We start from the raw sequence: 26,469 nt of genomic DNA, 5'->3' as shown, positions 1-26,469 counted from the left end.
GACCCAGTGACCGTGTAGTGCGCTGACGGCGGGCTCGGGACGTCTCGTCTCGGGCCCGCCGTTCCGCTTTCGTACGAAAGGAACCCGGCTGTGCCGAAGGTCAGTGAGGACCACCTGCTGGCACGTCGACGGCAGATTCTCGATGGCGCTCGCCGCTGTTTCGCGGAGTTCGGCTACGAGGGCGCCACGGTGCGCAGGCTGGAGGACGCCACCGCGTTGTCGCGGGGTGCGATCTTCCACCATTTCAAGGACAAGGACGGCCTCTTCCTGGCTTTGGCCCAGGAGGACGCGACGCGGATGGCCGACGTCGCCGCCGAGCAGGGTCTGGTCCAGGTGATGCGAGACATGCTCGCGCAGCCGGACCAGTTCGACTGGTTGGCGACGAGAGTGGAGATCTCGCGTCGTCTGCGCACGGATCCTGCGTTCGCGAAGGAGTGGAGCCGGCGAGGTGAGGAACTCACCGAGGCCACGGTTGCTCGGCTGGAGCGCCAGAAGGAAGCGGGACGGCTCCGCGACGACCTACCGACCGACGTACTGGTCGGCTACCTCGACCTCGTCCTGGACGGCCTGATCGCCCGGATCGCTTCCGGCCATGGCGGCGAGAACCTCTCCGCGGTGCTCGATCTGGTCGAGGAGTCGGTGCGCGCTCAGCGCTCGTCCGACTGAGGCAACCGCGTCCGCGCACCCTCGGTGCGCTCGAGTCCAGTGGTCAGGCACCGCGGACGGCGCGGCGGCGATTGGGGCCGCCGCGCCCACGCAGTTCGACTCCGGATTCGGTGAGCAGGGTTCGGATGAAGCCGTAGGAGCGTCCGGTGGCGTCGGCGAGGGATCGGATGCTGGCGCCCCCGACGTAGCGGGCACGGACCTCGGTCTGCAGCTCGTCGCGGGCGCCACCCGAGATGCGCGTGCCCTTCCTCACCTGCTTCAGATCTGCCATCACCCGTCCCCTCAAAAGACACCAGATGTGATGCACGTCACCATTCGAAATCCAGGCTAGTACAGATCCGCGACCGCGGCCCGGGCCGGCCGTCAGGCCAGCGAGATGAGGTCCAGGTAGTCCTGCGACCAGTGGTCCTCGGTGCCGTCGGGGAGCAGGATGACGCGTTCCGGATTCAGCGCCTCGGCCGCGCCAGGGTCGTGGGTGACCAGCACGACGGCGCCCGTGTAGCTGCGCAGCGCCTCGAGCACCTGCTCGCGGGAGATCGGGTCGAGGTTGTTGGTCGGCTCGTCGAGCAGCAGCACGTTCGCCGCCGAGGACACCAGACCGGCCAGCGCGAGGCGGGTCTTCTCGCCACCCGACAGGGTGCCCGCCGGCTGGTCGAGCTGAGGGCCGGAGAACATGAACGCACCGAGCAGACCCCGCAGGTCCTGCTCCCCCGCGTCCGGCGCGGCGTGCCGGATGTTCTCCCACACGCTGGCCTCGTCGTCGAGGGTGTCGTGTTCCTGCGCGAAGTACCCGGTCTTGAGGCCNTGGCCGGGAACCAGCTCCCCGAGATCCGGCTTCTCNGCTCCCGCAAGCAATCTCAGCAGCGTCGTCTTGCCCGCACCGTTGAGCCCGAGGATGACGACCCGGCCGCCGCGGTCGATCGCGAGGTCGACGCCGCTGAAGATCTCCAGAGAGCCGTACACCTTCGTCAGGCCCTTGGCCATGAGCGGCGTCTTGCCGCACGGAGCAGGCTCCGGGAACCGGATGTGGGCGACCTTGTCGGCGACGCGGACGTCGTCGAGTTCGGCGATCAGCTTGTCGGCACGCTTGGCCATGTTCTGCGCGGCCGTCGCCTTCGTCGCCTTCGCTCCGAGCTTCGCGGCCTGCTGGCGCAGCGCGGATGCCTTCTTCTCCGCGTTCGCACGCTCACGGCGGCGCCGCTGCTCGTCAGTGGCGCGGGCATCGAGGTACTTCTTCCAGCCCATGTTGTAGATGTCCGCTTCGCCGCGCACCGCGTCGAGGAACCACACCTTGTTCACCACGTCGTTGAGCAGGTCTACGTCGTGGCTGATGACGATGAGGCCGCCGTCGTGGTTCTGCAGGAACCCGCGCAGCCATGTGATGGAGTCGGCGTCGAGGTGGTTGGTCGGCTCGTCGAGCAGAAGCGTGGTGTTCGACTTGCCGCCGGAGCCGTCCGTAGCGGCAAACAAGATGCGGGCCAGCTCGACGCGGCGACGCTGACCGCCCGACAGCGTGCGTAGCGGCTGGGCCAGGATCCGGTTCGCGAGCCCGAGGCTGTTGCAGATCCGGGCCGCCTCGGACTCGGCCTCGTACCCGCCGAGCGCGGCGAACCGTTCCTCGAGCAGTCCGTACTTGCCGATTGCCCTGTCACGTACGGCGTCGTCGACGGCCTCCGCCATGATCGCCTGCTGCTTCTCCATGTTGCGCAGGATCTCGTCGAGCCCGCGGGCCGAGAGCACCCGATCCCTGGCCAGGATGTCGAGGTTACCCTCCTTGGGATCCTGTGGCAGGTAACCGATTTCACCACTGCGGATCACCTCGCCGGCGTAAGGTTCGCCCTCCCCGGCGAGGATTCGCAGCGTGGTGGTCTTGCCCGCGCCGTTGCGTCCGACGAGGCCGATCCGGTCCCCGGCCTGGACGCGCAGCGCGGGCCCGGACGCGGTGAGGAGTGTCCGGGTACCGGCGCGGACTTCGAGGTCTGTGGTGGTGATCATGTGAGTTCCCTGGAGGTGTGTTGTCGAGACCGGTGGGGCGCGAGGCTCCGAGGCGACGGCCGTGCTGTTCGTGCCGGAGTGGCCGCACGGTGGCGAGGACCGTTCTCGAGAGCGGGGCACGCGCGGGCGTGCGTGCGCGGCGAAGGGCTGTGCGCCGGAACGGAATCGAAGAACCCGGGAATGCGGGTGGTGTGCAGCCGAATCGTGGTCGGCTAGCGGAGGTTGCTCATCCGTGACGGCGTCAGCCGATGAGTCTCTGCACCCAGATCAAGCCAACGCGGAGCCGCCGACGGCTCTTCTTGGCTGGTGGGATACGCATGGCGGGACACTCTGCCGCCCGGGCGGGGCCTGTGTCAATTCGATTCGGACGTCGTGTGGTGTGACCTTCCTCGCGAACCTCGATCATGTCCCGGACTCCGGCAAGGTCGCAGTCATCCCGCGCCCGGAGAAATGCCACCCCGAGTATCTTGCTCAACAAGCTAGATGCCGCTAGCTTGTTGAGCATGAGTGCTGTGGAGAGACGAAGCCTCGTGCTTCGAGGCGTGCTCGATCTTTGCCTCCTGGCACTGCTGAGAGAGCGGCCGGTGTACGGCTACGAACTGACGGAGCGGCTGGCCGAGCAAGATCTGCTCGTCGCTGGAGGATCGGCCTACCCGCTGCTGGCCCGCTTGGAGAAAGCGGGCCTCGTGGTTTCCGAGAAACGGCCGTCTCCGTCAGGACCGCCGCGAAAGTACTACTCGCTCAGTGAGATCGGCATCGACGTGCTTGCCAGCGGAACGTCGGAATGGCTTGCACTCTCCGGCAGCGTCACCTCACTACTGCAGTCACCAGACCGGGCTACCAACAACGGAACGGGCGTCGCATGAACACCACGAACACGCAAGTCGACAACGGTGAGCTCCAGGAGACCCTCCGGGAGGCAAACCGACTCTGGCGCCGCGCCGGCGTCCGTGGCCCGGACCGAAAGATGATGCTCTCCGAACTGGAGGCGGAAATCGACGGTGCCCTCCGGGACGGCCACGACCCGTCGGCGGTCCTCGGTGACGACGGCTCGCGGACCCTCCGGCAGTGGGCGGACGAGCGGGGACTGTGCGGGCGCGCCCTGCGGCTGGAGCTGGTTGTTCCTGCTGTCGTTCTCGGCGTGGCAGCTGGACTGGCGGTGATCCTGGTCGCCGTCTTCGCTGGGTTCGCGGGTCGTCCGACCGTAGATCTGGGGCCATTCGTCCTGCCCATGTATGCGTCGTCGGGCGCACTCGCCTATCTGTGCGCCCTGCTGTTCGTGTGGGTCACCCTTCGTCGTGATCCACGAGCATCGTCGACGCTTCGGTGGCTGTCGGTACTTCTGCCGGCGGGAGCAGTCCTCAGCATCGGCGCCGGCATGGCAATCGCATGGTGGAGGAACTTCAACCCGACCCCGACCGTCCTCGCCGTGGTGGTCGGAGTCGTGATCGTCGTGCTCGGGACGACTGCAGGCATTGCCCGCCACAGCGCGGTGGCCGGGACACGACCCGAGACGATCTGACTCCTGGCATCTTCTTCCGATTCGTCGTCTCGTTCACGCCTGCGGGACGGTTTCGGCGACCGGCTTGTCGGACCGAGGGAGCGCTTTCATATGCTTGGTGGCGCGCACGTCGTAAATCGGTATCGGTGGCGAACGGCTCCACCGATCCAGGACGCTGACCAGCGAGTGACGTGCGTCTCGTCCGGGCCGAAATCCGTCCCACGGACCTGACACGAGCCGGAAGGCAGGGAGCGCAGTGAGCACAGCGGAACTTACCCAGTGGAACTCCGAGGAGGCTCTCGCGGAGGCGATGATTCCGATCATCGGCGGTCTGCACCGGACGCACTCGGTGACGGTTCTGCTCCACAGTCGCTCGCTGGTGAACCGGTCGGTCATCCAGATTCTGCGCACCCACCGCTTCGCTCGGCAGATCCGCGGCGACGAGCTGTCCGTCGAGGAGACCTTCCCGTTCCTTCAGGCGCTGACCGAGCTCGACCTGCGCCCCTCGAAGATCGACCTCGGCCTGCTGGTGTCGGCGTACCACGCCCACGGTGAGGGGACCTCGATCCCCGAGTTCGTCGCGGAGCGTCTCGCCGACCTCGTCGGTGGCGCCCAGACGAGCCCGGCGAAGCCGCAGGATGTCGTCCTCTACGGCTTCGGCCGCATCGGTCGCCTCGTCGCCCGTCTGCTCATCGAGAAGGCCGGCTCCGGCAACGGACTGAACCTGCGGGCCGTCGTGGTCCGCAAGGGTGGCGACGACGACCTCGTCAAGCGGGCCTCGCTGCTGCGTCGCGACTCCGTCCACGGGCAGTTCAACGGCACGATCAAGGTCGACGCCGAGAACAGCACGCTGATCGCCAACGGCAACGTCATCAAGTTCATCTACAGCAACGACCCGACCACCGTCGACTACACCGAGTACGGCATCGACAACGCCATCCTCGTCGACAACACCGGTATCTGGCGTGACCGCGACGGGCTGTCGAAGCACCTGCGCCCCGGCATCGCGAAGGTCCTGCTCACCGCTCCCGGCAAGGGCGACGTCCCGAACATTGTGCACGGTGTCAACCACCGCAGCCTCGACCAGGACGAGAAGATCGTGTCGTGCGCGTCCTGCACCACGAACGCCATCGTCCCGCCGCTGAAGACCATGGACGACGAGTTCGGGGTCTCGCGCGGCCACGTCGAGACCGTGCACTCGTTCACCAACGACCAGAACCTGCTGGACAACTACCACAAGGCAGACCGTCGTGGTCGTTCCGCACCGTTCAACCTGGTGCTCACCGAGACCGGCGCCGCGTCGGCCGTCGCGAAGGCCCTCCCGGATCTGAAGGCCAAGATCACCGGCAACTCGATCCGCGTTCCCACGCCGGACGTGTCCGTCGCGATCCTGCACCTGCATCTGAACCGCGAGACCACGAAGTCGGAGGTCGTCGAGCACCTGCGTCAGGAGTCGCTGACCGGTGAGCTGAGCCGGAACCTCGACTTCACGGCTGCGACCGACGCCGTGTCGAGCGACTTCATCGGCTCGCGGGCGGCGTGCATTGTCGACGCGAACGCGACCATCGTCGAGGGCGACACCGCCATCCTCTACGTCTGGTACGACAACGAGTTCGGCTACTCCTGCCAGGTGGTGCGCACCGTGCAGTACCTGTCCGGCGTCGAGTACCCGATCTACCCGATGGTGGAGGCCGCGGACCTGGCGGCCGTCAACTGACGACACCGTAGTTCTCCGGCAACGCCCCGGGAGGAGATTGCTCCTCCCGGGGCGTTGCCGCGTTCGGGTAGGTGCCCCGCGAGAGTCACAGTCTCGTCGGTAGGCCGACGTCGTAGAGGGACAGAATGTCCGCCGTGCCGCGGAGCGTGTCGATGACGCATTCCGCGGGCTCGGGGAAGATCGTCGGATAGTCGATCTCCCCGAGCGTGGGGTCGACGTCCCAGGCGAGTTGTTCCTCGTCCAGTGAGAACTGCGCGTCGACGCCGTCCTTGTTTCCGCGCGGGTCCTGGCGATGCCAGGCGCCGTTGAGATGGACCGCGACCAACGCGTGCAGGACGTGTTCGTCCCCGTGCGCGAGACGCTGATAGCACAGACCCGCCGGAACGCCTTCGGACCGCAACAACGCCGCCAACAGGTGTGACTTGGCGTAGCAGAGCCCGACGCGGTGCTCGAGGACCTCGCTCGCCGCCAGGGTGACCCGCGGGTCCTGGACGTCGTAGGAGTGGCCCACCTCGTCACGCACCCACTCGAAGGCTGCCCTGGCGAAGGACACGTCGCTGTCCGAGCCCTGCCGGAGTGTCCGAGCAAGGGTTCGGATGGATGGGTCGTCGAGATCGATGAACTCGCTGCCTGCGAGGTAGCCTTCCGGCGATTCGGGGTCGGACAGCACGTCGACGGTTTCCATTCGCGGAATTGTCGGGGAGTCGGAGCATGGCGGTCAAGACGATTACGGCCACCCGAGAAAACGGAGGTCAGCGGCTGATCGAAGTGACCTGTAACCCCCGTACGAGGGGAACCGTCCAGGGAATTAGAGTCCCCCTGTGATTTCGCGCGAGGGTGTAATGGAACGTTCGGCCGATGGCAGCGATCGGTACCCGCTGCTGACCATCCGGGAGTTCTTCGACGGGAACACCGTCGAGGACTCGATCGCCCCGAACCAGTACGGGTACGGACGCCCTGATCTCGCCGAGATCGCACGCCGCCTCGACGCGCTGGCCGCCAATCGCGCCGTCGCATGGGTACGCATCCAGCCGCACGAGGAGATGTTCGAGGACGGGTACGACGGCGTGACCGCCGAGGGTATAGCGATCTGCACGACGCTGACCTCCGAGGAGATCGACGAACGCCTCGATGTGAAGAGCCTGCAGGCGGAGCCGACGTGGGAGGGCATGGTCTACGACCACGACGACTTCTGCGACGTGCCGGCCGTGCCCGGCGGCCACCGGGTGCTGTCCCTCGTCTGGGACTGAACTGCTCTGGACCGCGGAGTCTCCACGCCGCACCCGGCATGCGTGAGATCGTGGGCAGGTGAGTACTGCCGAGGTGTTGCTCGCGGGTCCGCGCGGGCGTCGACTGCTGCTCGCGTGTGCGCGGGACGCCGAACGTGCCCTGCAGCCCGAGTTCAGCGGTGACTCGTTCGATCATGCGGTGTTCCTCGCCTCGTATCACCTGGAGTCGGGTCGAGAGGGTGCCGGTGTGATGTTCGGGCCGGGTGCGGAAGTGGCTCGGCGGACCGTCCTGACTGCAGACGACGTGGCGCACCGCCTGTCCGCGGTGCAGCTTGCGGAGGTGACGGCCGGCTCGCTCCGGTCCGCCCTCGCCATGGCGGTGGACTCGGCGCAGTACTGGCAGGACCCCGACGGCGAGGACCTCCTTGCCGACGCCGAGCCCGTGCTTCGTGAATTGCGCCGGGTCGCCGAGCACATTGCGGAATCCCCGCATGCGCGGTGGTGGGTGACCTCGCTCGCCGCGACCGATCAGTGGGAGGTGAGTTGGAGCGCGAGCGGTACGGATGTCGCAGACGCGCGGGCCGCAGACGCACTGCGCGACTATGCAGACCGGACCGAGGAGGAGGAGGCACGGGCAGAACGCGAGCGACCGGCCGATCCGACCGTGAACTGGTCCGGCTGGTGGTGGTCGACGCCACCGACCCGGAGTTCGACTCGGCTGCTGTCGGACGGCACCCCGGCCGGATTGTGGTTTGTGGAGGACAGCATGGGCTGGGAGCGTGCCGTGGTGCGGCGGGTGAGCGTCCCCGCCGACGCTCGCGTGTACGAGGTCGACGGCGCGCAGGCGTGGGCGGAACTGTGCAGGCGGTTCCCCGTCGATGTCACCGCGCAGAAGCGACACGACTGGTACCGCACCACCGGGCGGTCGGGGCGATGGGTCATCCCCGACTGGCCGCGGATCGCCGAGCGGTACGACGGCGTCCACCTCACCGCGGTGGGATACCTCGCCGCGGCGGGCTCCGCGATCGCCGTGGACGCCGACACCGCGAGTGTCATCGCGGGATGGGCACCCGACGAAACCTATTGGCTCACAGATGCGGTCGACGTCGATGTGGATGCTTCCCGAAGCTGGGTGCGCGACGCCACGGGCAGGCTTCCCTCCTGGACCGAAGAATCGCGCTGACGGTCAGACCCGGTCGACCGCAGCGCGCACTGCCGCCTGCACCCCCTGCCCTGCGTGAACGATCGGTTCGATCGAGCGCAGGGTCCGGCACAGGACGAAGGCGCCTTCGAGGGCGGTCAGGGTGATCGCGGCCAGCCGGCGGCAGTCGTCGTCGGCGAGGTCGAGCTGCCCGAACCAGGCGGCGAGGGCGGTCAGCCAGGTTTCGAAGACCTCGGCGGCTTCGAGTCGAAGCGTCTCGTTGGTGCTCGCGACTTCGAGGGCGATGGTTTCGATGGAACACGCCTCGCTGTAGTCCTGCGACTCCAACAACGTGCCGGCGTTCTCGAACAGGACCGGGATGCCGTCGACCGGGTCGGTCTCGGCGAGTTGGGCACCGACGAACGTGCCGTACCGGACGCCCTCGCGTCGGATGACCTCGACGCTGATCGCTTCCTTGCCGCCGGGAAAATGGTGGTAGATCGAGCCGAATGGCGCGTTCGCCGCGGTGGAGATCTGCTTGAGGCCCGTGGCAGGCATGCCCTGGCGGCGGTAGAGCTCCGCGGCGGCATCCAGGATCCGGTCGCGGGTGGGTCGTTCTGCCATCGGGTCTCCTTCTTGCGCGTCGTGCCAGGACAGCATACCGTCGCTGAATAGAACGATCTATCTAGGAGATGATGACGTGCGAACTGTCGAAACGCCGTCCGGTCCCATCGCCTATGACGACACCGGCGGCGACGGACCCGTACTCGTTCTCGGTCACGGCCTGCTCATGGACGGGCGGCAGTGGCGCAAGGTGATTCCACTGCTGTCCGGCTACCGGTGCATCACTCCGACTCTTCCGCTCGGCGCGCACACGACGCCGATGAACGAGGACGCGGACCTGTCGGAGAACGGTGTGGCCTGCATCCTCGCCGACTTCCTCGACGCGCTCGGCCTCGACGATGTGACGCTCGTCCTCAATGATTGGGGCGGTGGACAATTCATGATCTCCGAGGGACGGGACAAGCGTGTCGGACGCCTGGTGCTCGTGTCGTGCACGGCGTTCGACAACTACCCGCCCAAGCCCGCTCGCCCGGCTGAACTGCTGTGCCGACTGCCCGGCGGCGGATGGCTGCTCACTCGACTGTTCGGTACCCGCTTCTTCCGCCACAGCACACGCGCGTACGGGGCGCTCGCCAAGACCGGGCTCCCGGACGCGCTGTACGACGAGTGGTTTCGGCCCGCCGTCGAGAACCCCGCGATTCGCCGCGACCTGGTGAAGTTCGCCACCGGCGCACCGTCACGCCGCCGCCTGCTCGAAATGTCGTCCCGGATGAGCACATTCGACCGACCGGTCCTCGTCGTCTGGGCACGCGAGGACCGGATGATGCCCCTGGCGCACGCCGACCGGCTGGTCGAGCTGTACCCGAATGCGACCAAGGTGATCGTCGACGACTCGTGGACCCTCATTCCGGAGGACCAGCCCGAGGTCATGGCAGAAGCGTTGCGTGCGTTCGTGAGCTGATCAGGCCGAACGCTCGGTGTTCCAACGTTCGGATCGGTGGGAGACTCGGGCGATGACGACGATGTCCGGCGACTTCGAGTTGACCATCGACGAACTTCGCGCGGTCACGGCCTTCGCGGCGGAAAGTGCCCAGGAAGTCCTGCCGGTGTTCGAGGCCGCGAGTCCAGGCGATCCGCGTCCCCGCGCAGCGATCGACGCAGCGTGGGAGTTCGTGAACGGTGCGAGACGGTCCATCCGGCAGCGAGTGACGTCGATGGACGCACACCGGGCCGCGAAAGAGGCATCCACCGAGGCCGCTCGTCTCGCCGCGCAGGCCGCGGGCGATGCGGCGTCCGCCGCCTACCTCCATCCGATTGCCAAGTCCCACCAGGTCGGTCACATCCTGCGCGCCACCGCGAGCGCGGCGCGCATCGGGGAGCTCAATGCGGGCGACGATGCGGAGGTGGGGAGGGCGCGGATCGAGCAGGCGCGACTGCGCGCGACACCGACAGTGGTCGCTGTGCTCAGCCGGTATCCGCAGGCGCCAGCGGGCAAGAATCGCGTGGCGCAGCTCATGAGTTCCCTGGACGCGTCACTCCGCGCAGCGAATCATGGCCGATGATCGACGGCATGGAGACTGACAGCTCGCACCCACGCCACACCGTTCGCGCGGCCTACTCGGCCCGATCCCAGGAGTACGTTGACCTTTTCGGCTCCATGACGTCGACCCACCCGTCCGACCGGGCACTGGTGCGCAGTTGGGCCGCTGAACTGGACGGGCCTGTGCTCGACGCCGGGTGCGGTCCCGGGCAGTGGACGGATTTCCTCACCGACCGCGGACTGATCGTGCGCGGGATCGACCTGGTTCCCGAGTTCATCCACCGGGCTCGCGGGCAGTACCCGAGCCTGACCTTCGAGGCCGGCAACTTCGAGGAACTGGAGGACGCTACGGGATCGTTGGGCGGGGTGCTGTCCTGGTACTCGCTCATCCACCACGAGCCGGCGAACATTCACGTTCCGCTGGCGGAGTTCGCTCGCGTGATCCGACCCGGTGGGGGATTGTTGGTCGGCTTCTTCGTAGGCGACACAGTCGAAGCATTCGACCATGCCGCGACCACCGGCTACCGATGGCCGGTGCGTGCCCTCTCCCGGGAGTTGGAGTCGGTCGGCTTCGAGGTGATCGAGGCGCACACCCGCACGGGCAGCGGGTACCGGCCACACGGCGCCATCACCGCGCGCAGGCAGAGCCTCCGCTGACGGGTCCGCGAAACCGGCCGTGACGAAGCCGGATGCCCGCTTCCTACGATGGGAGCATGGCGCGCGCACGGACCATCGAGCTCCCTCGGGTGGTGACCTACGACGGACTCCCGGCATCCGCGGGCGGTGCGCACTCGCTTCGAACCAAGCATCCACATCAGGCCTTCGGGCGTGTGCAGCGCTTCGCCGATGCCTGCACGGAACCCGCGTCGGCGGGATCGTGGACATTCGAGGTCTGGTCGGGCGGACCGCCCGCGCTGACCGAGCGTCTGGTCGCGGTTGCCACCGAGACCTTCGGTGGAGCCTGCCACCGCGCGCCGACCCACTCTCGGTGGAACGTGTCCGCCGAGTCGGTGAACACCGCGCTCGACGCGCTCGTCGCGGCGGGCCCCGACGCCGTCACGGAATACGGACGCTCCGTGGCCACGTTGATCCACAGTGCGCCCGTGCGCCTCGTCGATCCGGTCGACGGTGTCGCGTACCCGGATCTGGCTCCGGACGCCTTCGGGCGCTTCGCGGTGGACGGGTACGGCCGACTCCTGGGTGGGTCGGGGATACGCGCGTCAATCGGCAGCGCGGCGTCGTCGCTGTCCCTGTGGCTCAACCTGCCCGCCGACGAACGCCTCTCCCTGGGAGCTCGTCACCTGCAGGACCACCTCCCGTTCCGGCTCTCCGCGAAACACTGGCGCCTGTGGCGTCCCACCAGGAGCGGTGACTCGTACCTCGGCAACAGGATTCCCTCGCCCGTCCGTCAAGCCGGGAACTGAACCGCCGAGACCTCCGACGACGGCATCCTCAGCGGAAGCCACACCGGCTCCGCAGGAATCCGCTCGAGCACCCCGCCCGCGAACACGTCGTACAGCGGCAACTGCTCGGCGTGGACGTACCCGATGTGGCAGTCGCAGACGTCCAGCGGACAGGGTGTCGGCTGCAACGCCTTTCGGAACGATCCGTCGTAGAGGTTGCCGAGCACCTCGGGGACGAAATGGCAGCGTCGGACGGTGCCGTCACCGTCGACGGACACCACCGAATCGCCGGTGCGGCAGGCGCGTCCCCGCGTCGGATGCGGATGCCTGCTGAACCCGAACAGTGGGTCGATCGCGGCCCACTCGGCGGCGTCGGCATCGGTGTAGTCGTGGCCCTCGGCGGCGTTGATCCACAGGTACACCGACGCGGGGAGCTCCGCGCGCAGTCGGCGGGCGGCATCGAGGTGCTCCGCAAGTCCGACGACGCCGACGCTGAAGCGGACCCCGAGATCGGTCAGCTCGGCGGTCTTGGCGAGGAACCGGTCGTGCGGGGTCTGACCGGGGTGGTACGTGCACCACAGCGCGACCGTGTCGCGGTCGGTGTCGGCGAGCCAGGCGGTGCGGCAACTGAGGTTGGTCTGGATCGCCACCCGGCGCACCTGCGGCAACCGCGACAGGCCCACCAGTGCCCTCCGATACCAGGACCGGACCAGGCCCTCGCCCCACGGCGTGAACAGGATCGACAGTTCCTTGTCCTGATCCGCCACCCAGGAGCAGAACCGTTCCAGTGCAGCGCGATCCGCGCGCAACTGCTCGGTGCTGTCCCGACGTTTCGCGAAAGGGCAGTACGGGCAGTCGTAGTCGCACGATGCCAGTGGCCCGCGATACAGGATGGTCAGCACGGTCAGTGGCCCTCGTACTCGGCCATCGCCGCGCGCACCCGGGGGGAGAACAGTTCCGGTCCGAGGGCGTCGGAATACGCCATGCCCAGTTCCGTCAGCCGCAGCAGGTCGCCGTCCGAATCGAGCCACCCGCGCTCCGACCACCGGCGCAGTTCGACACCGAAATGCTCGTGCGGATCGCTGCCGAATCGGGAGCGGTAGTCCGTCAACGGCATTCCCGACTTCTGCAGCACGGACTGCAGCAGGTGTCGGCGCCGCGCCTCGTCCTCGGTCATCGCGTGACCGACCACGGCGCGGCGGAAGTCGTCGACCGTGCCCGCCACGTAGTCGTCGATGATGGCGCGGACCTCGTTCACCCCCACCGCGTAGTCGAACGAATAGTGCAGCGACCGCGTGTACGACCGTGCGCCGCAACCGAGGCCGATCATGCCGTCGGTCTGGCAGGCGTAGTCGTTCGGGCCGAGGTCCGGTGCGTCGCCGCGACGGAACATCCGCATCGACTCCTGGACGTAGCCGGCCGCGAGCAGGTGATCGCGGCCGCGCCGGTACAGGTCCAGCCGATGCGCGTCCCATTCCGGATCGGGGCCGCCGCCGCGCCGGGCCAGACCCGTCAGCGGACGCACGTAGAGCGGGTACAGGTACAGCTCCTCCGGGCGCCAGGTCAGTGCGGCATCGAGGGACGCGGCCCAGGACTCGGGCGTCTGACCGTCGATCCCGTAGATCAGGTCGATGTTCAGGACGTCGATCGCCGCGTCGCGGACGCGTTGCAGCGCCGCCTCGACGTCCGCGCGCCGCTGCGGCCGCACCGCAGCCCTGGCCTCGGTGTCGTCGAAGCTCTGCACCCCCAGGCTGAGGCGGGTGGCGCCGCGCTCGGCGAGCACTGCCAGCCGGTCGGCGGTGGCCGTCGACGGGGACGCCTCCACCGACAGGGGGACCGCACGCAGATCGGCCCCCATGCTCTCGGCGATGTCGCACAGCCGTTCCAGTTCCCGCGCGGTCAGGTAGGTGGGTGTCCCGCCGCCGAAGGCGGCCGTCGCGAACCGGGCCGAGGGTGACAGCGCGTCGCGTACCGACTCGGCCTGCCGCTCGAGGGCGTCGAGGTAGCGGGTGGTCAGTTCGTCCGGCGCGCCGACACGGGTGAAGAGGTTGCAGAAGCCGCACCGCACCTCACAGAACGGCACGTGCAGGTACAGGGAGAGGGCATCCTGCGGTTCGCCGGACCACAGGTCCTTCAATGCGGGTCGCGGGTGCAGCGGGCGGTACGCGGTCTTGTGCGGGTACGCGTACACGTAGTTCTGGTACGGCGGAACGTAGTCCGGCGACAAAGCAACCGGTGACGTCGGCATGGGAAGGGCGGTGGTGGCAGGAAGGGAAGTGGTCATCGAGGGCCGTCCAGGAAGAAGTGGGCATAGGGCACGGTCCAGACAACGGGGTGACCGAGCCGGTGCCCGGTGTAGCCGTCCTCGCCGTAGGCGGTCCCGTGGTCGGAGCACACGATCGCGAAGCATCGTCGCCTGCTCGACATGGAGTCGAACAGTCGGCCGATGTGCCGGTCCACGTACTCCAACGCGGCCGCGTGCGTCTCGCGCGTGTCGCCGGCGTCCGCGGTGGCGCCGTCGGCGTGGAACCAGTTCGGTTGGTGCAGCGCAGAGACGTTCACGAAGAGGAACAGGCGCTGCCCGGGGTCGAGTCCGTCCACGATCTGTGCCGTGAGTTCCACCTGCGACTCGAAGGACGTCGGGGAGGTCACGCCGAGTGCGGGAGACCAGTGCGCCTCGTCGAACAGGTCGGGCAGCACGGACCCCAGCGCGCCGCGCCGGTTGAAGAAGCCGACACCGCCGATGCACACCGTGTGGTATCCGTTGTTGTGAAGTCCCGCAACGATGTTCGACTCCGCGAACACGAACGTCCGGTCGGCGGTCGACTCGCTTCCGCCGAACTCGGCCGCGAACAATCGCGGATGCGGTCCCTGCCCGATCGGGGTGGGAAGGAACCCCGCGAACATCGCCTGGTGCGAGGCGTAGGTGAAGCTGCCGGGGGAGTGGCGTTGCTCCCAGCGTCCACCCGGCAGGTGCCGTGCCAGGTTCGGAATCCGGCCGGCCGCCGCGAGCTCGCAGGCCACGTCGTAGCGCAGCGTGTCGAGCGTGACCATCAGGATGTCGTCGACCCCGACGACGGTGTTCATGTCAGGCTGCTGCATCGGCCGACCACCCCTCCAACGCCGCCAGCTGCGCCCCGTACGTGTCGAGACCGTCGGCGCGGCCCGGCAGCCCGAGCAGCCCGGGAAGCAGGTCGCCGAACACGTTGACCTCACCCACGCTGGCGCCGTTCCAGTTCGCGGCGGGCAGCAGGTCCACCCCGACGCACAGCGTGCGCGGGAAGCGGGCAGCGGCTCGTTCCGCAACGGCCAGTGCACTGTCCCAGCCGAATCCGGCGGCGTCGAACGCTGCGCGTGCGGCCTCCAGGTCGCCGCGGCGACCACCGAGGTGCAGGTTGGTCATGGGGTGGGTGCTGGTGCGGACGACCGCATGGGTCGCCCGTCCGGCGACAACCACGACGCGCAGGTCGGCGGCGCGGCCGCGGGCCGTCGGCTTCGGCAACCACGCCTCGATGTGCAGGCACTCGCCTGCCAGGGCGTCGATCAGCGCGCCGACCTCCGCCTCGCCCGTGACGCGGCGGACGCGCAGGGAGTTGTGGACGCCGTCGGCGGCGAGCTCCACGCTGCTGCGCGCTTGCACGCGGCCGCCCGACGCGGTCTCGACCGCGACGACCCCGGCCGCGGACGATCCGTGTGCAGGTTTGACGAAGAAGCGACGGAGCCCGGACCCTTGGGCCAGCTCGCGAACATCCGCCCAGCCTGCCGGTGCCGGTACGTCTGTGCCCGATGTGGGCGAGAACGGCACCGGGACACCACTGTTCGCCAGCTGTGCGTGGCACAGGCGCTTGTCGAACAGCACGGCCAGATCGTCCGGGTCGGTCAGCAGGCGCCCACCCCGCAGGGTCGCGGCGGCGGTGACCAGCGCCGTGTACCAGCGGGGACCGTCGGCGATGCGGGTCGCCGCACCGGGGCCGCGCAGCAACGCATCCACGGCGGAGTTCTCGCCGGGGGAGTCGAGGCGAACCAGTTCGTCGGCGTCGAACCGGACGCCACCGGCGGTGACCACCTCGTGCCAGGGCAGCACCCGCGGGGTGGGCAGCCCGCGAGCGGCTGCGGCGTCGAGGAACATCGTGACGCGACGGTTCTCCGGGTTGCCCACCACCGCAAGGCGGGGACGCGTCATTCGCCGACCGCAACCGATCGGTAGATCGTTCCGTCGTAGTCGTCCTCGTTGGCGTCGCCGAGATCCAGGTCGAGATGTGCGACTGACGGTGCGAGCGCTGCCTGCAGTCGTTCCCGCATACCGCTGCTCAGGTAGTTGTGGTGCAGGTCCAGCGATTCGAGGTGGGTGAGGGACCGTCCCGCGAGGAGCGCCTCGGCGCCGGCGTCGGTCAGCACGCCCTTGGACAGGTCGAGCGCACGCAACCGCGGCAGGATCGCCGCCGTCGCCACGGCGGCCGCGATCGCGTCCTGGTAATCGCAGTTCGCCAGAGCGAGACGTGTCAACTTCGGGAACTTCTCGCCCGACAGGATCGGGGCGAGGTCGTCCACGGACGAATCGCCGCCGTACTCCTCGGTGCCGAGCCACAGTTCCAGGTCCGTCAGCGCCGGAAAGTCCGATGCCGCGACGGCCCGGACCAGGTCGGCGGGCAGGCCACCCGACTCGATCACGAGGATGCGCAGGTTCTCGTGCCGGACCGGTGACAGGGCCAACTGGGTGCCGCCGCGCACGCCCAGGCGCTCGAGCCGGGGAAACGCGGTGAGCAGAGCGGTGAGGTCGGACTGCACGATCCAGGAGATCTCACAGTCCTCGACGGTCATGTCCCCGACGAACAGGGCTCGCAGTGCAGGAAACTCGTCCGCGGCCGCAACGAGGGCGTCGACCACACCGGCGGAACTGTTCTCGTACGGCTCGGACCAGGTACCGACCACGATGGCGGTCACGCTCGCCGGGTCGACCGCGGCGCGGAACTTCGCGAACGCCTCCGGCCACTCGATCTCCGCGTCATAGGTGTCGGCGGAGATTCGCCACGCGACCGGGCCCTTCGTGGCCGGCGTCGGGGTGGCGTCGTCGGTGGGAAACTCGACGACGGGAAGCTCATGGAACTCGTTCTGCAACTCGCTGATCACCGTGCGCTCCTGGGTCATTGGGGGGTCGGTGGGCAGTATGCCCGATTGCGGTGACAGAAATGGATGCCGCCCGCCCACCGACCCCGAAAACCGTTGTCACGCAGCAATCAGGACGCCGCATTCTTGACCAGGTCACCGATCCGGGCCTCGTCCTGCGCGGTCAGTCGCGTCAGTGCGAAGGCCGTCGGCCACATCGTTCCGTGGTCGAGGCTCGCGACGTCGTTGAACCCGAGCGTGGCGTATCGCGCCTTGAACTTGTCCGCGCTCTGGAAGAAGCAGAGCACCTTGCCGTCCTTGGCGTAGGCGGGCATGCCGTACCAGAGCTTCGGCGTGAGTTCGGGGGCGCTTGCGGTCACGACGGCATGGATCCGCTCGGCCAGGACGCGGTCGGCCTCCGCCATTCCGGCGATCTTCGTGAGCACGTCCTGCTCACCGTTGGCCTTGGACGCGCGGGGGCCGCGTCGGGCGGCCGTCTTGAGCTCCTGGGCGTGTTCCTTCATGGCGGCGCGTTCGTCGTCCGTGAATCCCACGGAGGGCTCGGCCTTGGCGGTGGACTTTCGAGTGGTCATGGCTGTGTCCTCGTTTCGGTGGTGAGGCTAGGCGGGGGTGAGGGGGCGCCGGCCGGCCGCCGCGCGTCGCCGGTACGGCAGAACGAACAGGTACAGGCCGCTGAACAGGAGAACGGCGAGCGGGAGGAGCGGCAGATACGACAGCCACAGAACGGCGTCGAGGGACACCGCGATCGTGGCGAGGACCACGGTCACGGTGAAGACGATGGAGGTCCAGCGGTGGGTCAGGCGAATGGTGGCGTTCGAGCTCATGGGGGTCTCCTCGGGTGGGGATGGGGTGGGATCAGCGGTCCTGGATGAGGCCGAGGACGTTGCCGTCGGCGTCGGTCACGGTCGCCACCAGGCGCCCACCGCCGACCTCGTGCGCGGCCTCGGTCACGGTGGCGCCCGCGGCGGTCAGTTCGGCCAACTTCGTCTCGATGTCGGGCACGTGCCAGTAGGCGACCGGCCCGGCCATGGCCTGCGGTCCGCCACCGGGCACCAGACCGATGTGCTGGCCCGCCGCCTCGAAGCCGACGTAGTAGGGCGAGTCGGTCTGCGGCTCCGTGCCGAGCAGCGCCGTGTAGATCGCCTTCGCGGCGGCGAGGTCGGCCACCGGATGCAGCACGGTCTTGATGCCCTGGGTCTGCGAAGTAGTGGTCATCGATAGCTCCTGATGTCGGGGGCGTGTCGCCCGATCTGCCCGTGAACCGGACTGACACCACCATCGCGCTCCGACGGGGTGCGCCACATCCGTGGCGACCACGGAACCCACCACGGATCGGCGTCACGGAGCCCGTTCGTACATCCGGTGGTACAGAATGGGGTCATGACCGCGACGGTGGACATTTCCGCTCGGGAGGCCGAGGTACTCGCACTGGTCGGCGAACATCTCAGCAACGCCGAGATCGCCGCGCGACTGTTCATCTCGGTGCGCACCGTCGAGAGTCACGTCTCCTCACTGCTGCGCAAGCTGTCCGTGCCGGATCGCCGTGCCCTCGCCCAGTACGCGCCCGCCCAGCACGCCTCCGCCCAGCCTCGAGCCGATGCGACGAAGCCCGAGCCGGTCCTGCCGACGCCCCTGACGTCGTTCGTCGGGCGCGCGCGCGAGCGCGCCGAGCTCGCCGAGATGATCCGACGGGACCGGCAGGTGACGGCGGTCGGTCCCGGCGGCGTCGGCAAGACGCGGCTCGCGCTGACCGTCGCGGCGGATGTCGCCGACGAGTTCGCCGACGGCGTGTGGTTCGTCGATCTGGTGCCGATCAGCAGCCCGGACGTCGCGGTGGTCGCCGCTGCGGTCGGACTCGCACTCGGGCTCGGCGAGCAGCCCGGCACAGGCATGGACGAGTCGGTACCCGCTGCACTGGCGGAGCGGCAGGCGCTGCTCGTTCTCGACAACTGTGAACACGTGCGGGACGGTGTCGCGCCGTTCCTCGAGCAGCTCCTCGCGTCCTGTCCGAACGTCACGGTGCTGGCAACGAGCCGGGCCCGGCTGTTGGTGCCGTTCGAACGGGCCTATGCGGTTCCGCCGATGTCGCTGTCCGGTGACGGCGGATCGGACGCGGTCGCGCTGTTCATGGACCGAGCGGCAGCAGGTGGATGGCCACCGAATCATGCACTGCGCGAACAGGTGGCCGAGTTCTGCCAGGGACTCGACGGCATGGCATTGGCGATCGAGTTGGCTGCCGCCCGGTGGACGACCCTCGGACTCGACGGTCTCACCGACGGGCTCTCCGACCAGCTCCGGATGCTTGCAGGCGGTGCCAGGTCCGACGACCGGCATCGCTCGGTGCGGGCAGCGCTGGACTGGAGCCACGCCCTGCTGGAGCCGGACGATCAGGTGCTGCTGCGGCGGGTGTCGGTGTTCGCGAAGTCGTTCACCACACAGTCCGCCGCGGAGGTTGCGGCAACGGACAGGGGTTCTGTCGCAGTCGGATTGGCGCGGCTCGCCGAGCAGAGCCTGCTGGTGGTCCTCGCGTCACCGGCGGGGACCCGGTACCGCGCGTTGGAAACCATTCGCCAGTACGGGCGCGAGCAGCTCGCCGATTCCGATGAAACAGCCGAGGTCCGGCTGCGGCACCTGCGCTGGTGCCTCGACGACGCCGGCGCGCTGGAGACGGTCGGTACGGACTGGCGGGCACAGTTCGACGCGGTCGCCGACGACCTCCGCACGGCACTGGCATGGGCCGGCGACCGACCGGAACTACGCACGGAGGCGGGTGCTCTAGCCCGGATCCTGGCGGAGCTCACGTTCACGCGTCACCTGCTCGGCGAGTCCCAGCAGCGGTACGAGCAGGCCGCCGCTCTTGCGGATTCCGTGGATGCCGCACCGCTGCTTCGGCATGCCGCAGCGGTCGCGGGCTGCCGGATGCGGGGGGACGACATGTACCGCCTGAACAGGGCGGCCGCGGACGCCGCCCGCCGGGCCGGGAACGACGCGGCCGCGGCTGCCGACCTGGCGACCGCTGCCAACAGCTCCTACCGGTTCGCGAGCAAGTTCGTGCGCGTGATGCCGCAAGAGGAGGTCTTCGCGCTCGTCGCGGAAGCGCAGGAGATGGCGGGGACCGATCCGGCCGCATGTGCCGCCGTGGCACTTGCGGAGGCCGGGTGGGCGCTGACCGAGGCATTCGGTGCGGCCGACGGTTCGTCCGGCGCCGGCGTGGCCGCGACCGTCGCCCGGGCGGAGAGGGCGGTCGACCTCGCGCATCGCACGGGCGACCCGCTCGCAGAATCTGCAGCACTCGACACCCTGGCGGGTGCTCTGAGCTGGTCCGGAGACCCGTTCGCCGCGGCGGCGACGGTCCGGCGCCGGGTGGCCTTGCTCGCCTCGGTCTCGAACGGTCCTGCCGCGTCGCACGAACTGATCGACGCACTCGCCGAGGCCACCGAGGCCGGACTCGGTGTCGGTGATCTGCCGGGTGCTCGGAGGTGGGCACGCCAGCTCGCCGATCATCCGATGCTCGCCGAGGTCGGGCATCGGGCGTCGAGTCAGCTTCTCGTGGCAGATGCGCTGGCGGGCAACGTCGACCAGGTGTTGACACGCAGTGCCCTGTTCCTCGAGGCGTGGCAGCGGGCGGGCCGCCCCACAGGATCGGCACTCGGGCCCGCCGTGGCAGGGGTCGGGATGATTCACGGGCTCCGGGACGACTCGGACGCGCGACGGGAATGGTCGGACGTTCACGATCGTCTCGGAATCCCGTCGGATCGCGCATTCGGCTACCGCTCGGTCTATGAGTCGATCACGTTGTTGCACAACGGGGATCCGGACTCCGCGGCGGATCGACTGGCAATCGACCCGGCTGATGTCTGGCAGTCGGTCACCTGGGTCTGGCTACACTGGTACGTGGCGCTGCGCGCCGAGGCCGCCGTGCTCTCCGGCAGCCCCGACGCAGGGCCTCGCGTGGCCGAGGCCAAGGACGTCGTCGCGGGAAATCCCGTCGCCGGTGCGATCGTGGAACGCGCGGAAGCGCTGCTCGTCGACGACCGGGAGCGTCTGTACGCCACCGCACCGACGTTCGACGCAGCCGGATGTCGCTACCAGGCGGCGCGGACCAGGGTGCTCGCAGGTGGTGAGCACGCCGCCGCGGGCAGCACCGCTCTCGCCGACCTCGGGATGTCTCCGATGGGCCCGATCCGGCCGGTGTGACGGCGGTTCGGTACCGGCAGAACGATGCGGTACGCCGCACGCAGGTGCTACGCCGTGTCGGCGCGCTTCTCGACGAGGAGGTTCTGTGCGGCCCGCCCCATCGGGCCGGACTCCGAGTGGAGTACCGCTGTACCCATGCCGACTCCGTCCGAGCCGATGGAGGATTCGCATTCGAGCCCGATCCACGGGCCCTGCGGCGGCTCGAAGAGGTGGACGGTCAGTTCGGTGTTCATGAACGTCCACTCGCGGGGGTCGAGTCGCGCTCCGAGTCCGTTGGCGATGTCGGCGAGGGCAACGGTTTCGGCGAGGCCGCTGGTCGTCTCGCCTTCGACCAGAGGGTGAGCGAGGCGCAGCCACGCCGCGGATCGTGTGTTGCGCTCCCCGGCCGGGGACACGACCTGCCAGTCGACGGCGTTGACGAACCCGACCCGCCACGCGGCGGGCAGCGGGAACGAGCTCTGGTCCTCGGCGATCCGACTCGCGGGGAACGGCAGGCGAGCGTCGGCGTGGTGTACGACGCTGCTGGAGTCGGCGGTGGCGAGTCGCCACCCGCGTGCTCGGGCGACGGTCCTGACGGTGCCGTCGGGATGTGCCGCCTGCAGCTCGGCAGCGAGGAGTTCGATCCTGCGTCCGGGTCGCTCGATCCAGGCGCGAACCTTCATCTGGGACAGGGGAACCGGACCCAGGATCTCGACGACGACACGGGAGATACGGGTGTCCTCGCGTGGCTGGCAGTGCTCCATCGCGCGTGCGAGCAGGCCCGCGACGGGTCCGCCGTGCTGGACCCCAGGGCCCCAGGGGCTGGCGGTGTGCGCCGAGGGAGTGAACGTCTCCCACATGGTGCCGTCGGGCGCCGTCTCGGTGGAGTCGAGTCGGTAGCAGGCGCCGAGATCCGTGCGGGCGTCGGAGGGCGCAGGCCCCTCGGTGATGGTGTCGGTCATGGAATGTGGACCTCGTGGGTTGAGAGGGTGGGCGGGGTTTCGAATCGGCGTTCGCGGGGAATACCAGCAGAGTGAGATCGGGGCCGCGCCGACGCCGAAGTGGGTAGGCGGCGGATGCGACGCCGATGTGGGATGGCGCGCGACCGGGAGGTCGTGCGTCGAGTGCTACGGATGGAGTTCGCGATGATCGTGCTCGGATTGATTCTGCTGCTCATCGGATTCCTCACCGGCATCTCGATCTTGTGGACGATCGGGATCGTCCTGATCATTGTCGGTGTCGTCCTCTGGATTCTGGGCGCCACCGGACGCGCGGTGGGCGGCCGAAAATACTGGTATTGAATCCACAAGCGGACTTCCGGGAGTCCGACGCCCGCCGTACGGTCGGTGGGCTGACGCCGGACCCTGTCAGGACTTGGGCGTGGAGCGTTCGATGATCGCGGCAACGTCGACACGGCGGTCGAGAGTGCCGAAGACGGTGCCCCACGCCCGAGCGAGCCGCGAGCCGGTGAACGCGTCCGCTACAGCAGGATGGCCGAACTTGACCAGCAGCGTGCCCTGCAGGGCCAAAGCCAGATCCCCGACGACGGACCGGGCACGGAACTCGAGGGCGTCGAGGTCACCGAGCTGCGTCTTGAGCTGCGCGACGAACGCGTCGAGTCGCTGATCGGTGCCCGCGACGGAGTCGAACTCCTCGAACAGTGCCGTGAGGCTGTTCGGTTCCTTCGCGATGGCGCGCAGGGCGTCGAGTGCGGCGACGTTGCCGCTGCCCTCCCAGATGCTCGGCAGCGGCGACTCGCGGAACAGGCGCGGCAGGCCCGACTCCTCGACGTAGCCGTTGCCGCCGAAGCATTCGAGTGCCTCCGCGACGTGTGCGGGACCCCGCTTGCACACGTAGTACTTCGACACCGACAGCCCGATCCGGCGCAGCAGAGCGGCGCGTTCGTCGCCGGCGTGCGCTGCGTCGGTGAGCGACGCCAGCCACAGGCCCACGGTCGTCGACGATTCCGCTTCGACCGCGAGATCGGCGAGGACGTTGCGCATGAGCGGCTGGTCGATGAGTGTCTTGCCGAACGCGGATCGCAGGCCGACGTGATGAGCTGCGAGCGCGACGCCGTGGCGCATCATCGTCGCCGACGCGAGGGTGCAGTCCAGCCTTGTGCCGTTGACCATTTCGATGATGGTCCGCACGCCGCGACCCTCGTCGCCCAACCGCCAGCCGACGGCGTTCTCGTATTCGATCTCGCTGCTCGCGTTGGACCTGTTGCCGAGCTTGTCCTTGAGGCGCTGCAACCTAATCGGGTTCAGCGTGCCGTCCGGGAGTACCCGGGGAAGCACGAAGCAGGTGATGCCTCCCGGTGCGACGGCGAGGGTCAGCAGGATGTCGGACATCGGCGCGGAGGTGAACCATTTGTGGCCGACGATCCGGTAGGTGCCGTCCGCCTGCTCTGTCGCGGTGGTGGTGTTCGCGCGGACGTCGGAGCCACCCTGCTTCTCCGTCATCGACATTCCCGCGATGATCCCGGCCTTCGTGGTCGGGATTGCGAGTTCGGGATCGTAGGTGCGGGAAGCCAACAGTGGCACATACAGTTCCGCGAGTTCGGCGTCGGCGCGCAGCGCGGGAACGGCGGCGTAGGTCATGGACACGGGGCACCCGTGCCCGGCGTCGGTCACCTGCCACGCACTGAACTTCGCGGCTCGGATGAGGTGGCTCTGCGGGCGCGGATCGGTCCATGCGGAGGCGTGCAGTCCGAAGTCGACGGCCCGGCGCATCAGTTCGTGGTAGGCGGGGTCGTAGACGACGCGGTCGATGCGGTGCCCGAACCGGTCGTGGGTCTGGAGAATCGGTGGGTGTTGCTCGGCGAGGTCCCCGAGCTGCTGTGCCTGCGCGGTGCCTGCCGCGCGGCCGACCTCGTGGACCTCGTCGAGCGCGTCCTCCGCGCCTGCCCGGATCAGGGCTTCGTCGAAGACCGGGTGAGATGCGGAGTCGTAGTCGGCGAGCGGCGTCGACTGGTTGAGAACGTCGTGAGTTTTCATCGGGGAGTACTCCTTTCGGTCCGTTCGCTGTCGCGGACGGCGGAGAGGTGCGTCGCGGTGAGGTTGTTGCGGTAGTCGTCGTACGCCCAGCGCAGTTCGTCGCCCGGCCACCGCTCGGGCAGCAATTCGTCGGGGAGCGCGGGGTCGGTGCGCAGGTGTCGGACTGCGGCGGCGGCCGCGGCCAGGTGCTCGATCGGTTCGTGCTGGGACGACAGGAAGTCCAGGAGTAGGCGTGCTTCGGCCGCCCACGTGTTGAGGTCCCACAGTCGCCGGCTCAGGTGGCGGTCGTCGGTGGGGATCGTCGCGAAGGTCTCGAGTTCGTCGAACTCGGTCAGGTCCAGGTCCGCGATATTGTCTGGCCGCAGCCACACACCCTCGCGAAGTTCGCAAAGTCGGGCATGCGTGAGAGAGTCACGCAAGGACGCGCGGGCGTCGGCGTCGCGACCGCGGCCGGTGACGACGGCCATGCGCCACATGCCGTCGTACGGGCGGCGCCGGATCGCGATGCGGCGGTCGGTGGCGACCTGCCGGTCCAGGTGACGCCCGGCCAGGACGTAGGCGCCGTCCTCTGCCACGAGGTCGCCCGCTGCTGTCATGCGGGACAACGCAACCCGCATGGTCGACGCGGAGATTCCGAACGAGGCGCCCAGGGACACCAGGTCGCGTGCCGTCAGTTTCGGGGGGTGTGAACCCAGCATGATGCTGAGGGCGACGGACCGGGCGCTGAGGGCGGGCATGAGTTGGTCGAGTGTGCGCATGGAGACCTCCCGGGCTCCACGTTACATACATTCAACGGTTGTGGGAAGAGTGTAATAGTTCTGTAGTGAGTGCATCCGGTGTCGGCTACGGGCTGATCGCGTCCTGCCTGCGCGAACGACGGCGGCGAACCAGTTCCACTCCCACGCCGATCGCCGCCACAACCTGTCCCAGCATCAACGACGCGGGCAACGCGAGGAGCTCCCAGCCGGTCGTGGGAAACTTCCACGCCCACACCAGGATGGCCCCGGCCAGGACCACCGTCGCCAACTGGCCGAGGAATATCACCAGCGCCGGGATCCACGCACGATCGGCGCCCCGAGCGAGAGCGAACGGACCGGCGATCATCGCGACGCACGCGGCAGCCAATCCGATCGGCGTCGGAAGCACGACCATCCACTCGAACAAAGGACCCGGCTCGAACTCGCCCGACAGCAAGAGCCCAGGCAGTACGAACAGCCACGTCGAGAGGGCACACAGCACCGAGACCACGGACGCGCCGAGAAGAATCGTCACCGCAGCAACCTATCCGGGAACACCGGGAACACCTGCATGTTCTCTGCCGCTGCGGCGGTGGATGCCGGAGTCGGCGGGGATGGAGGTGGAGGCGTCAGTGCGCCGCGGCGTCCTTCTTCTTCCGCTTCGGAACGAAGTGCATGACCAGGACGACGAGCGCGCCGAGGACGAGACCGACCAGCGCGGACGTCACGGTCCCCGCGGTCCACGACAGGAAGCCGCCGAAGCCGCCGCTGACGAGTTCGCCCGCCCAGTGCTCGATGTCGTGGAGGATGTCAGCGGGCCAGTGGAATCCGGCCTCGCCGACGTTGACGAGCAGGATGTGGCCACCGACCCACAGCATCGCGGCGATACCCACCACGGTGAGCACCGACATCACCTTCGGCATCGCGCCGACGAGGCCGCGGCCGATCTTCTGGCTGAACGTGGAGTCGCGCTGGGCGAGGGCGAGCCCGACGTCGTCCATCTTCACGATCAGCGCGACCACGCCGTACACCAGGGCGGTGATGAGGAACGCGACGACGACGAGCACCAGCAGCCGGGTGAGGAAGGGCTCGTCCTCCACCGACGCCAAGGAGATGACCATGATCTCGGCGGAGAGGATCAGGTCGGTGCGGATCGCGCCGCTGACCATCGACTTCTCGAACTCGGGTCCGCGTTCGGCGGCGGGCTCGTCGTCGTGGGCGTCGTGGTGGCCGCCACCGAGTGCCTCGTAGACCTTCTCCGCGCCCTCGTAGCAGAGGAACAGGCCACCGGCGATCAGCAGGTACGGCAGCGCACCCGGCAGGAACTGGCTCAGGATCATCGCCACCGGCAGGATGATCAGCAGTTTGTTGCGGATCGAACCGATGGCGATCTTCCGGATGATCGGCAGTTCGCGGTCCGGGGAGAATCCGTGCACGTAACGCGGGGTGACAGCGGTGTCGTCGACGACCACACCTGCGGCCTTGATACTGGCCTTGCCCGCCGCGGCCCCGATGTCGTCGATGGACGCAGCCGCGACCTTCGCGATCGCAGCAACGTCGTCCAGCAGGGCGACGAGACCACCAGCCACGGGAACCTCCCCAGTTCGGGCATGCGCGACGCGCGGTCGCGGGTCGCCATCGAAACGGTACCGAACCCCTGGTCATCCACAACCGGCG

General features: G+C 68.5%; 29 protein-coding genes. 12 read left to right on the top strand and 17 right to left on the bottom strand.

Annotated elements, in window-relative coordinates; translation table 11 throughout:
• Positions 1–90 precede the first annotated feature (90 nt).
• Positions 91–666, top strand: coding sequence for a TetR/AcrR family transcriptional regulator (locus RHCRD62_RS08465; protein ID WP_050064235.1), 576 nt, complete (start codon positions 91–93; stop codon positions 664–666).
• 43 nt (positions 667–709) lie between these two features.
• Here the strand turns inward: RHCRD62_RS08465 and RHCRD62_RS08460 are convergent, their stop codons facing one another.
• Together RHCRD62_RS08460 and RHCRD62_RS08455 are read right to left on the bottom strand one after the other, a co-directional pair.
• Positions 710–937, bottom strand: coding sequence for a helix-turn-helix domain-containing protein (locus RHCRD62_RS08460; RefSeq protein ID WP_050064234.1), 228 nt, complete (start codon positions 935–937; stop codon positions 710–712).
• A 92-nt stretch (positions 938–1,029) separates the two neighbouring features.
• Positions 1,030–2,661, bottom strand: a complete 1,632-nt coding sequence (locus tag RHCRD62_RS08455; RefSeq protein WP_050064233.1) for an ABC-F family ATP-binding cassette domain-containing protein — start codon at positions 2,659–2,661, stop codon at positions 1,030–1,032.
• A 503-nt stretch (positions 2,662–3,164) separates the two neighbouring features.
• Between RHCRD62_RS08455 and RHCRD62_RS08450 the strand changes: the two genes are divergently transcribed.
• From RHCRD62_RS08450 to RHCRD62_RS08440, 3 genes are all read left to right on the top strand, one after another.
• Positions 3,165–3,527 carry a PadR family transcriptional regulator gene (locus RHCRD62_RS08450; RefSeq protein WP_084734145.1) on the top strand — a complete coding sequence of 121 codons (363 nt, stop codon included), beginning with the start codon at positions 3,165–3,167 and terminating at the stop codon, positions 3,525–3,527.
• On the top strand, positions 3,524–4,183 hold the full coding sequence (locus RHCRD62_RS08445) for a hypothetical protein (RefSeq protein WP_050064231.1): 660 nt from the start codon (positions 3,524–3,526) through the stop codon (positions 4,181–4,183). The genes RHCRD62_RS08450 and RHCRD62_RS08445 overlap by 4 nt, the downstream gene beginning before the upstream one ends.
• 235 nt (positions 4,184–4,418) lie before the next feature.
• A complete protein-coding gene (locus RHCRD62_RS08440) occupies positions 4,419–5,879 on the top strand; it encodes a glyceraldehyde-3-phosphate dehydrogenase (protein ID WP_050064230.1) in 1,461 nt (486 codons plus the stop codon).
• An 85-nt stretch (positions 5,880–5,964) separates the two neighbouring features.
• On the opposite strand, the gene RHCRD62_RS08435 is transcribed toward RHCRD62_RS08440, so the two are convergent.
• On the bottom strand, positions 5,965–6,564 hold the full coding sequence (locus RHCRD62_RS08435; protein ID WP_050064229.1) for a transglutaminase-like domain-containing protein: 600 nt from the start codon (positions 6,562–6,564) through the stop codon (positions 5,965–5,967).
• A gap of 157 nt (positions 6,565–6,721) precedes the next feature.
• On the opposite strand from RHCRD62_RS08435, the gene RHCRD62_RS08430 reads away from it, so the two are divergent.
• Together RHCRD62_RS08430 and RHCRD62_RS08425 are read left to right on the top strand one after the other, a co-directional pair.
• Complete coding sequence (locus tag RHCRD62_RS08430; protein ID WP_050064228.1) at positions 6,722–7,129, top strand: hypothetical protein; 408 nt, start codon at positions 6,722–6,724, stop codon at positions 7,127–7,129.
• A 103-nt stretch (positions 7,130–7,232) separates the two neighbouring features.
• Entirely contained in the window at positions 7,233–8,291 is a 1,059-nt protein-coding gene (locus tag RHCRD62_RS08425) for a hypothetical protein (protein WP_050064544.1), read from the top strand.
• A 3-nt stretch (positions 8,292–8,294) separates the two neighbouring features.
• On the opposite strand, the gene RHCRD62_RS08420 is transcribed toward RHCRD62_RS08425, so the two are convergent.
• On the bottom strand, positions 8,295–8,873 hold the full coding sequence (locus RHCRD62_RS08420; protein ID WP_050064543.1) for a TetR/AcrR family transcriptional regulator: 579 nt from the start codon (positions 8,871–8,873) through the stop codon (positions 8,295–8,297).
• A 76-nt stretch (positions 8,874–8,949) separates the two neighbouring features.
• Between RHCRD62_RS08420 and RHCRD62_RS08415 the strand changes: the two genes are divergently transcribed.
• Genes RHCRD62_RS08415 through RHCRD62_RS08400 form a run of 4 tightly spaced genes read left to right on the top strand, consistent with a single transcriptional unit; the run spans position 8,950 to position 11,777 of the window.
• Positions 8,950–9,774 (top strand): alpha/beta fold hydrolase, encoded by an 825-nt coding sequence (locus tag RHCRD62_RS08415; protein ID WP_050064227.1) that lies wholly within the window; start codon positions 8,950–8,952, stop codon positions 9,772–9,774.
• 52 nt (positions 9,775–9,826) lie between these two features.
• The gene (locus tag RHCRD62_RS08410; protein ID WP_050064226.1) at positions 9,827–10,375 is read left to right on the top strand and encodes a putative immunity protein; all 549 of its coding nucleotides are present in this window, start codon (positions 9,827–9,829) and stop codon (positions 10,373–10,375) included.
• An 8-nt stretch (positions 10,376–10,383) separates the two neighbouring features.
• The gene (locus tag RHCRD62_RS08405) at positions 10,384–11,010 is read left to right on the top strand and encodes a class I SAM-dependent methyltransferase (RefSeq protein WP_253277248.1); all 627 of its coding nucleotides are present in this window, start codon (positions 10,384–10,386) and stop codon (positions 11,008–11,010) included.
• 56 nt (positions 11,011–11,066) lie between these two features.
• Entirely contained in the window at positions 11,067–11,777 is a 711-nt protein-coding gene (locus RHCRD62_RS08400; protein ID WP_050064224.1) for a hypothetical protein, read from the top strand.
• On the opposite strand, the gene RHCRD62_RS08395 is transcribed toward RHCRD62_RS08400, so the two are convergent.
• The 8 genes from RHCRD62_RS08395 to RHCRD62_RS08360 form a co-directional block, all read right to left on the bottom strand.
• On the bottom strand, positions 11,762–12,658 hold the full coding sequence (locus tag RHCRD62_RS08395) for an STM4011 family radical SAM protein (protein WP_050064223.1): 897 nt from the start codon (positions 12,656–12,658) through the stop codon (positions 11,762–11,764). The genes RHCRD62_RS08400 and RHCRD62_RS08395 overlap by 16 nt on opposite strands.
• A gap of 2 nt (positions 12,659–12,660) precedes the next feature.
• A complete protein-coding gene (locus RHCRD62_RS08390) occupies positions 12,661–14,040 on the bottom strand; it encodes an STM4012 family radical SAM protein (protein WP_253277247.1) in 1,380 nt (459 codons plus the stop codon).
• Complete coding sequence (locus tag RHCRD62_RS08385) at positions 14,037–14,858, bottom strand: STM4013/SEN3800 family hydrolase (RefSeq protein ID WP_253277246.1); 822 nt, start codon at positions 14,856–14,858, stop codon at positions 14,037–14,039. The genes RHCRD62_RS08390 and RHCRD62_RS08385 overlap by 4 nt, the downstream gene beginning before the upstream one ends.
• The gene (locus RHCRD62_RS08380; RefSeq protein ID WP_050064220.1) at positions 14,845–15,939 is read right to left on the bottom strand and encodes an STM4014 family protein; all 1,095 of its coding nucleotides are present in this window, start codon (positions 15,937–15,939) and stop codon (positions 14,845–14,847) included. Before RHCRD62_RS08380 ends, RHCRD62_RS08385 begins: the two co-directional genes overlap by 14 nt.
• Complete coding sequence (locus tag RHCRD62_RS08375; protein ID WP_050064219.1) at positions 15,936–16,904, bottom strand: STM4015 family protein; 969 nt, start codon at positions 16,902–16,904, stop codon at positions 15,936–15,938. The genes RHCRD62_RS08380 and RHCRD62_RS08375 overlap by 4 nt, the downstream gene beginning before the upstream one ends.
• 89 nt (positions 16,905–16,993) lie before the next feature.
• Positions 16,994–17,455: an iron chaperone gene (locus RHCRD62_RS08370; protein ID WP_050064218.1), complete on the bottom strand. Its 462-nt coding sequence runs from the start codon at positions 17,453–17,455 to the stop codon at positions 16,994–16,996.
• Between the two features lie 27 nt (positions 17,456–17,482).
• Complete coding sequence (locus tag RHCRD62_RS08365; protein ID WP_050064217.1) at positions 17,483–17,707, bottom strand: hypothetical protein; 225 nt, start codon at positions 17,705–17,707, stop codon at positions 17,483–17,485.
• Positions 17,708–17,738: 31 nt separating this feature from the next.
• Positions 17,739–18,098, bottom strand: coding sequence for a VOC family protein (locus tag RHCRD62_RS08360; protein WP_050064216.1), 360 nt, complete (start codon positions 18,096–18,098; stop codon positions 17,739–17,741).
• Between the two features lie 165 nt (positions 18,099–18,263).
• Here RHCRD62_RS08360 and RHCRD62_RS08355 point away from each other — a divergent pair, with 165 nt between their 5' ends.
• Entirely contained in the window at positions 18,264–21,080 is a 2,817-nt protein-coding gene (locus RHCRD62_RS08355; RefSeq protein ID WP_050064215.1) for an ATP-binding protein, read from the top strand.
• A gap of 47 nt (positions 21,081–21,127) precedes the next feature.
• Here the strand turns inward: RHCRD62_RS08355 and RHCRD62_RS08350 are convergent, their stop codons facing one another.
• Positions 21,128–22,021: a thioesterase family protein gene (locus RHCRD62_RS08350; RefSeq protein WP_253277245.1), complete on the bottom strand. Its 894-nt coding sequence runs from the start codon at positions 22,019–22,021 to the stop codon at positions 21,128–21,130.
• A 183-nt stretch (positions 22,022–22,204) separates the two neighbouring features.
• Between RHCRD62_RS08350 and RHCRD62_RS25760 the strand changes: the two genes are divergently transcribed.
• The gene (locus RHCRD62_RS25760; protein WP_253277267.1) at positions 22,205–22,360 is read left to right on the top strand and encodes a DUF6131 family protein; all 156 of its coding nucleotides are present in this window, start codon (positions 22,205–22,207) and stop codon (positions 22,358–22,360) included.
• 66 nt (positions 22,361–22,426) lie between these two features.
• On the opposite strand, the gene RHCRD62_RS08345 is transcribed toward RHCRD62_RS25760, so the two are convergent.
• The 4 genes from RHCRD62_RS08345 to RHCRD62_RS08330 form a co-directional block, all read right to left on the bottom strand.
• Positions 22,427–24,055, bottom strand: a complete 1,629-nt coding sequence (locus RHCRD62_RS08345; protein ID WP_050064214.1) for an acyl-CoA dehydrogenase family protein — start codon at positions 24,053–24,055, stop codon at positions 22,427–22,429.
• On the bottom strand, positions 24,052–24,813 hold the full coding sequence (locus tag RHCRD62_RS08340; protein WP_050064213.1) for a PaaX family transcriptional regulator C-terminal domain-containing protein: 762 nt from the start codon (positions 24,811–24,813) through the stop codon (positions 24,052–24,054). The genes RHCRD62_RS08345 and RHCRD62_RS08340 overlap by 4 nt, the downstream gene beginning before the upstream one ends.
• Before the next feature lie 85 nt (positions 24,814–24,898).
• Positions 24,899–25,327, bottom strand: a complete 429-nt coding sequence (locus tag RHCRD62_RS08335) for a hypothetical protein (RefSeq protein ID WP_050064212.1) — start codon at positions 25,325–25,327, stop codon at positions 24,899–24,901.
• 94 nt (positions 25,328–25,421) lie between these two features.
• On the bottom strand, positions 25,422–26,381 hold the full coding sequence (locus RHCRD62_RS08330) for a DUF808 domain-containing protein (protein WP_050064211.1): 960 nt from the start codon (positions 26,379–26,381) through the stop codon (positions 25,422–25,424).
• Between the last annotated feature and the right edge of the window lie 88 nt (positions 26,382–26,469).

It is taken from the genome of Rhodococcus sp. RD6.2 (assembly GCF_001040705.1).
Lineage (GTDB): Bacteria > Actinomycetota > Actinomycetes > Mycobacteriales > Mycobacteriaceae > Rhodococcus_G.
The sequence above is the reverse complement of the archived record's forward strand: the minus strand, read 5'-3'. Positions and strand labels throughout refer to the sequence as shown.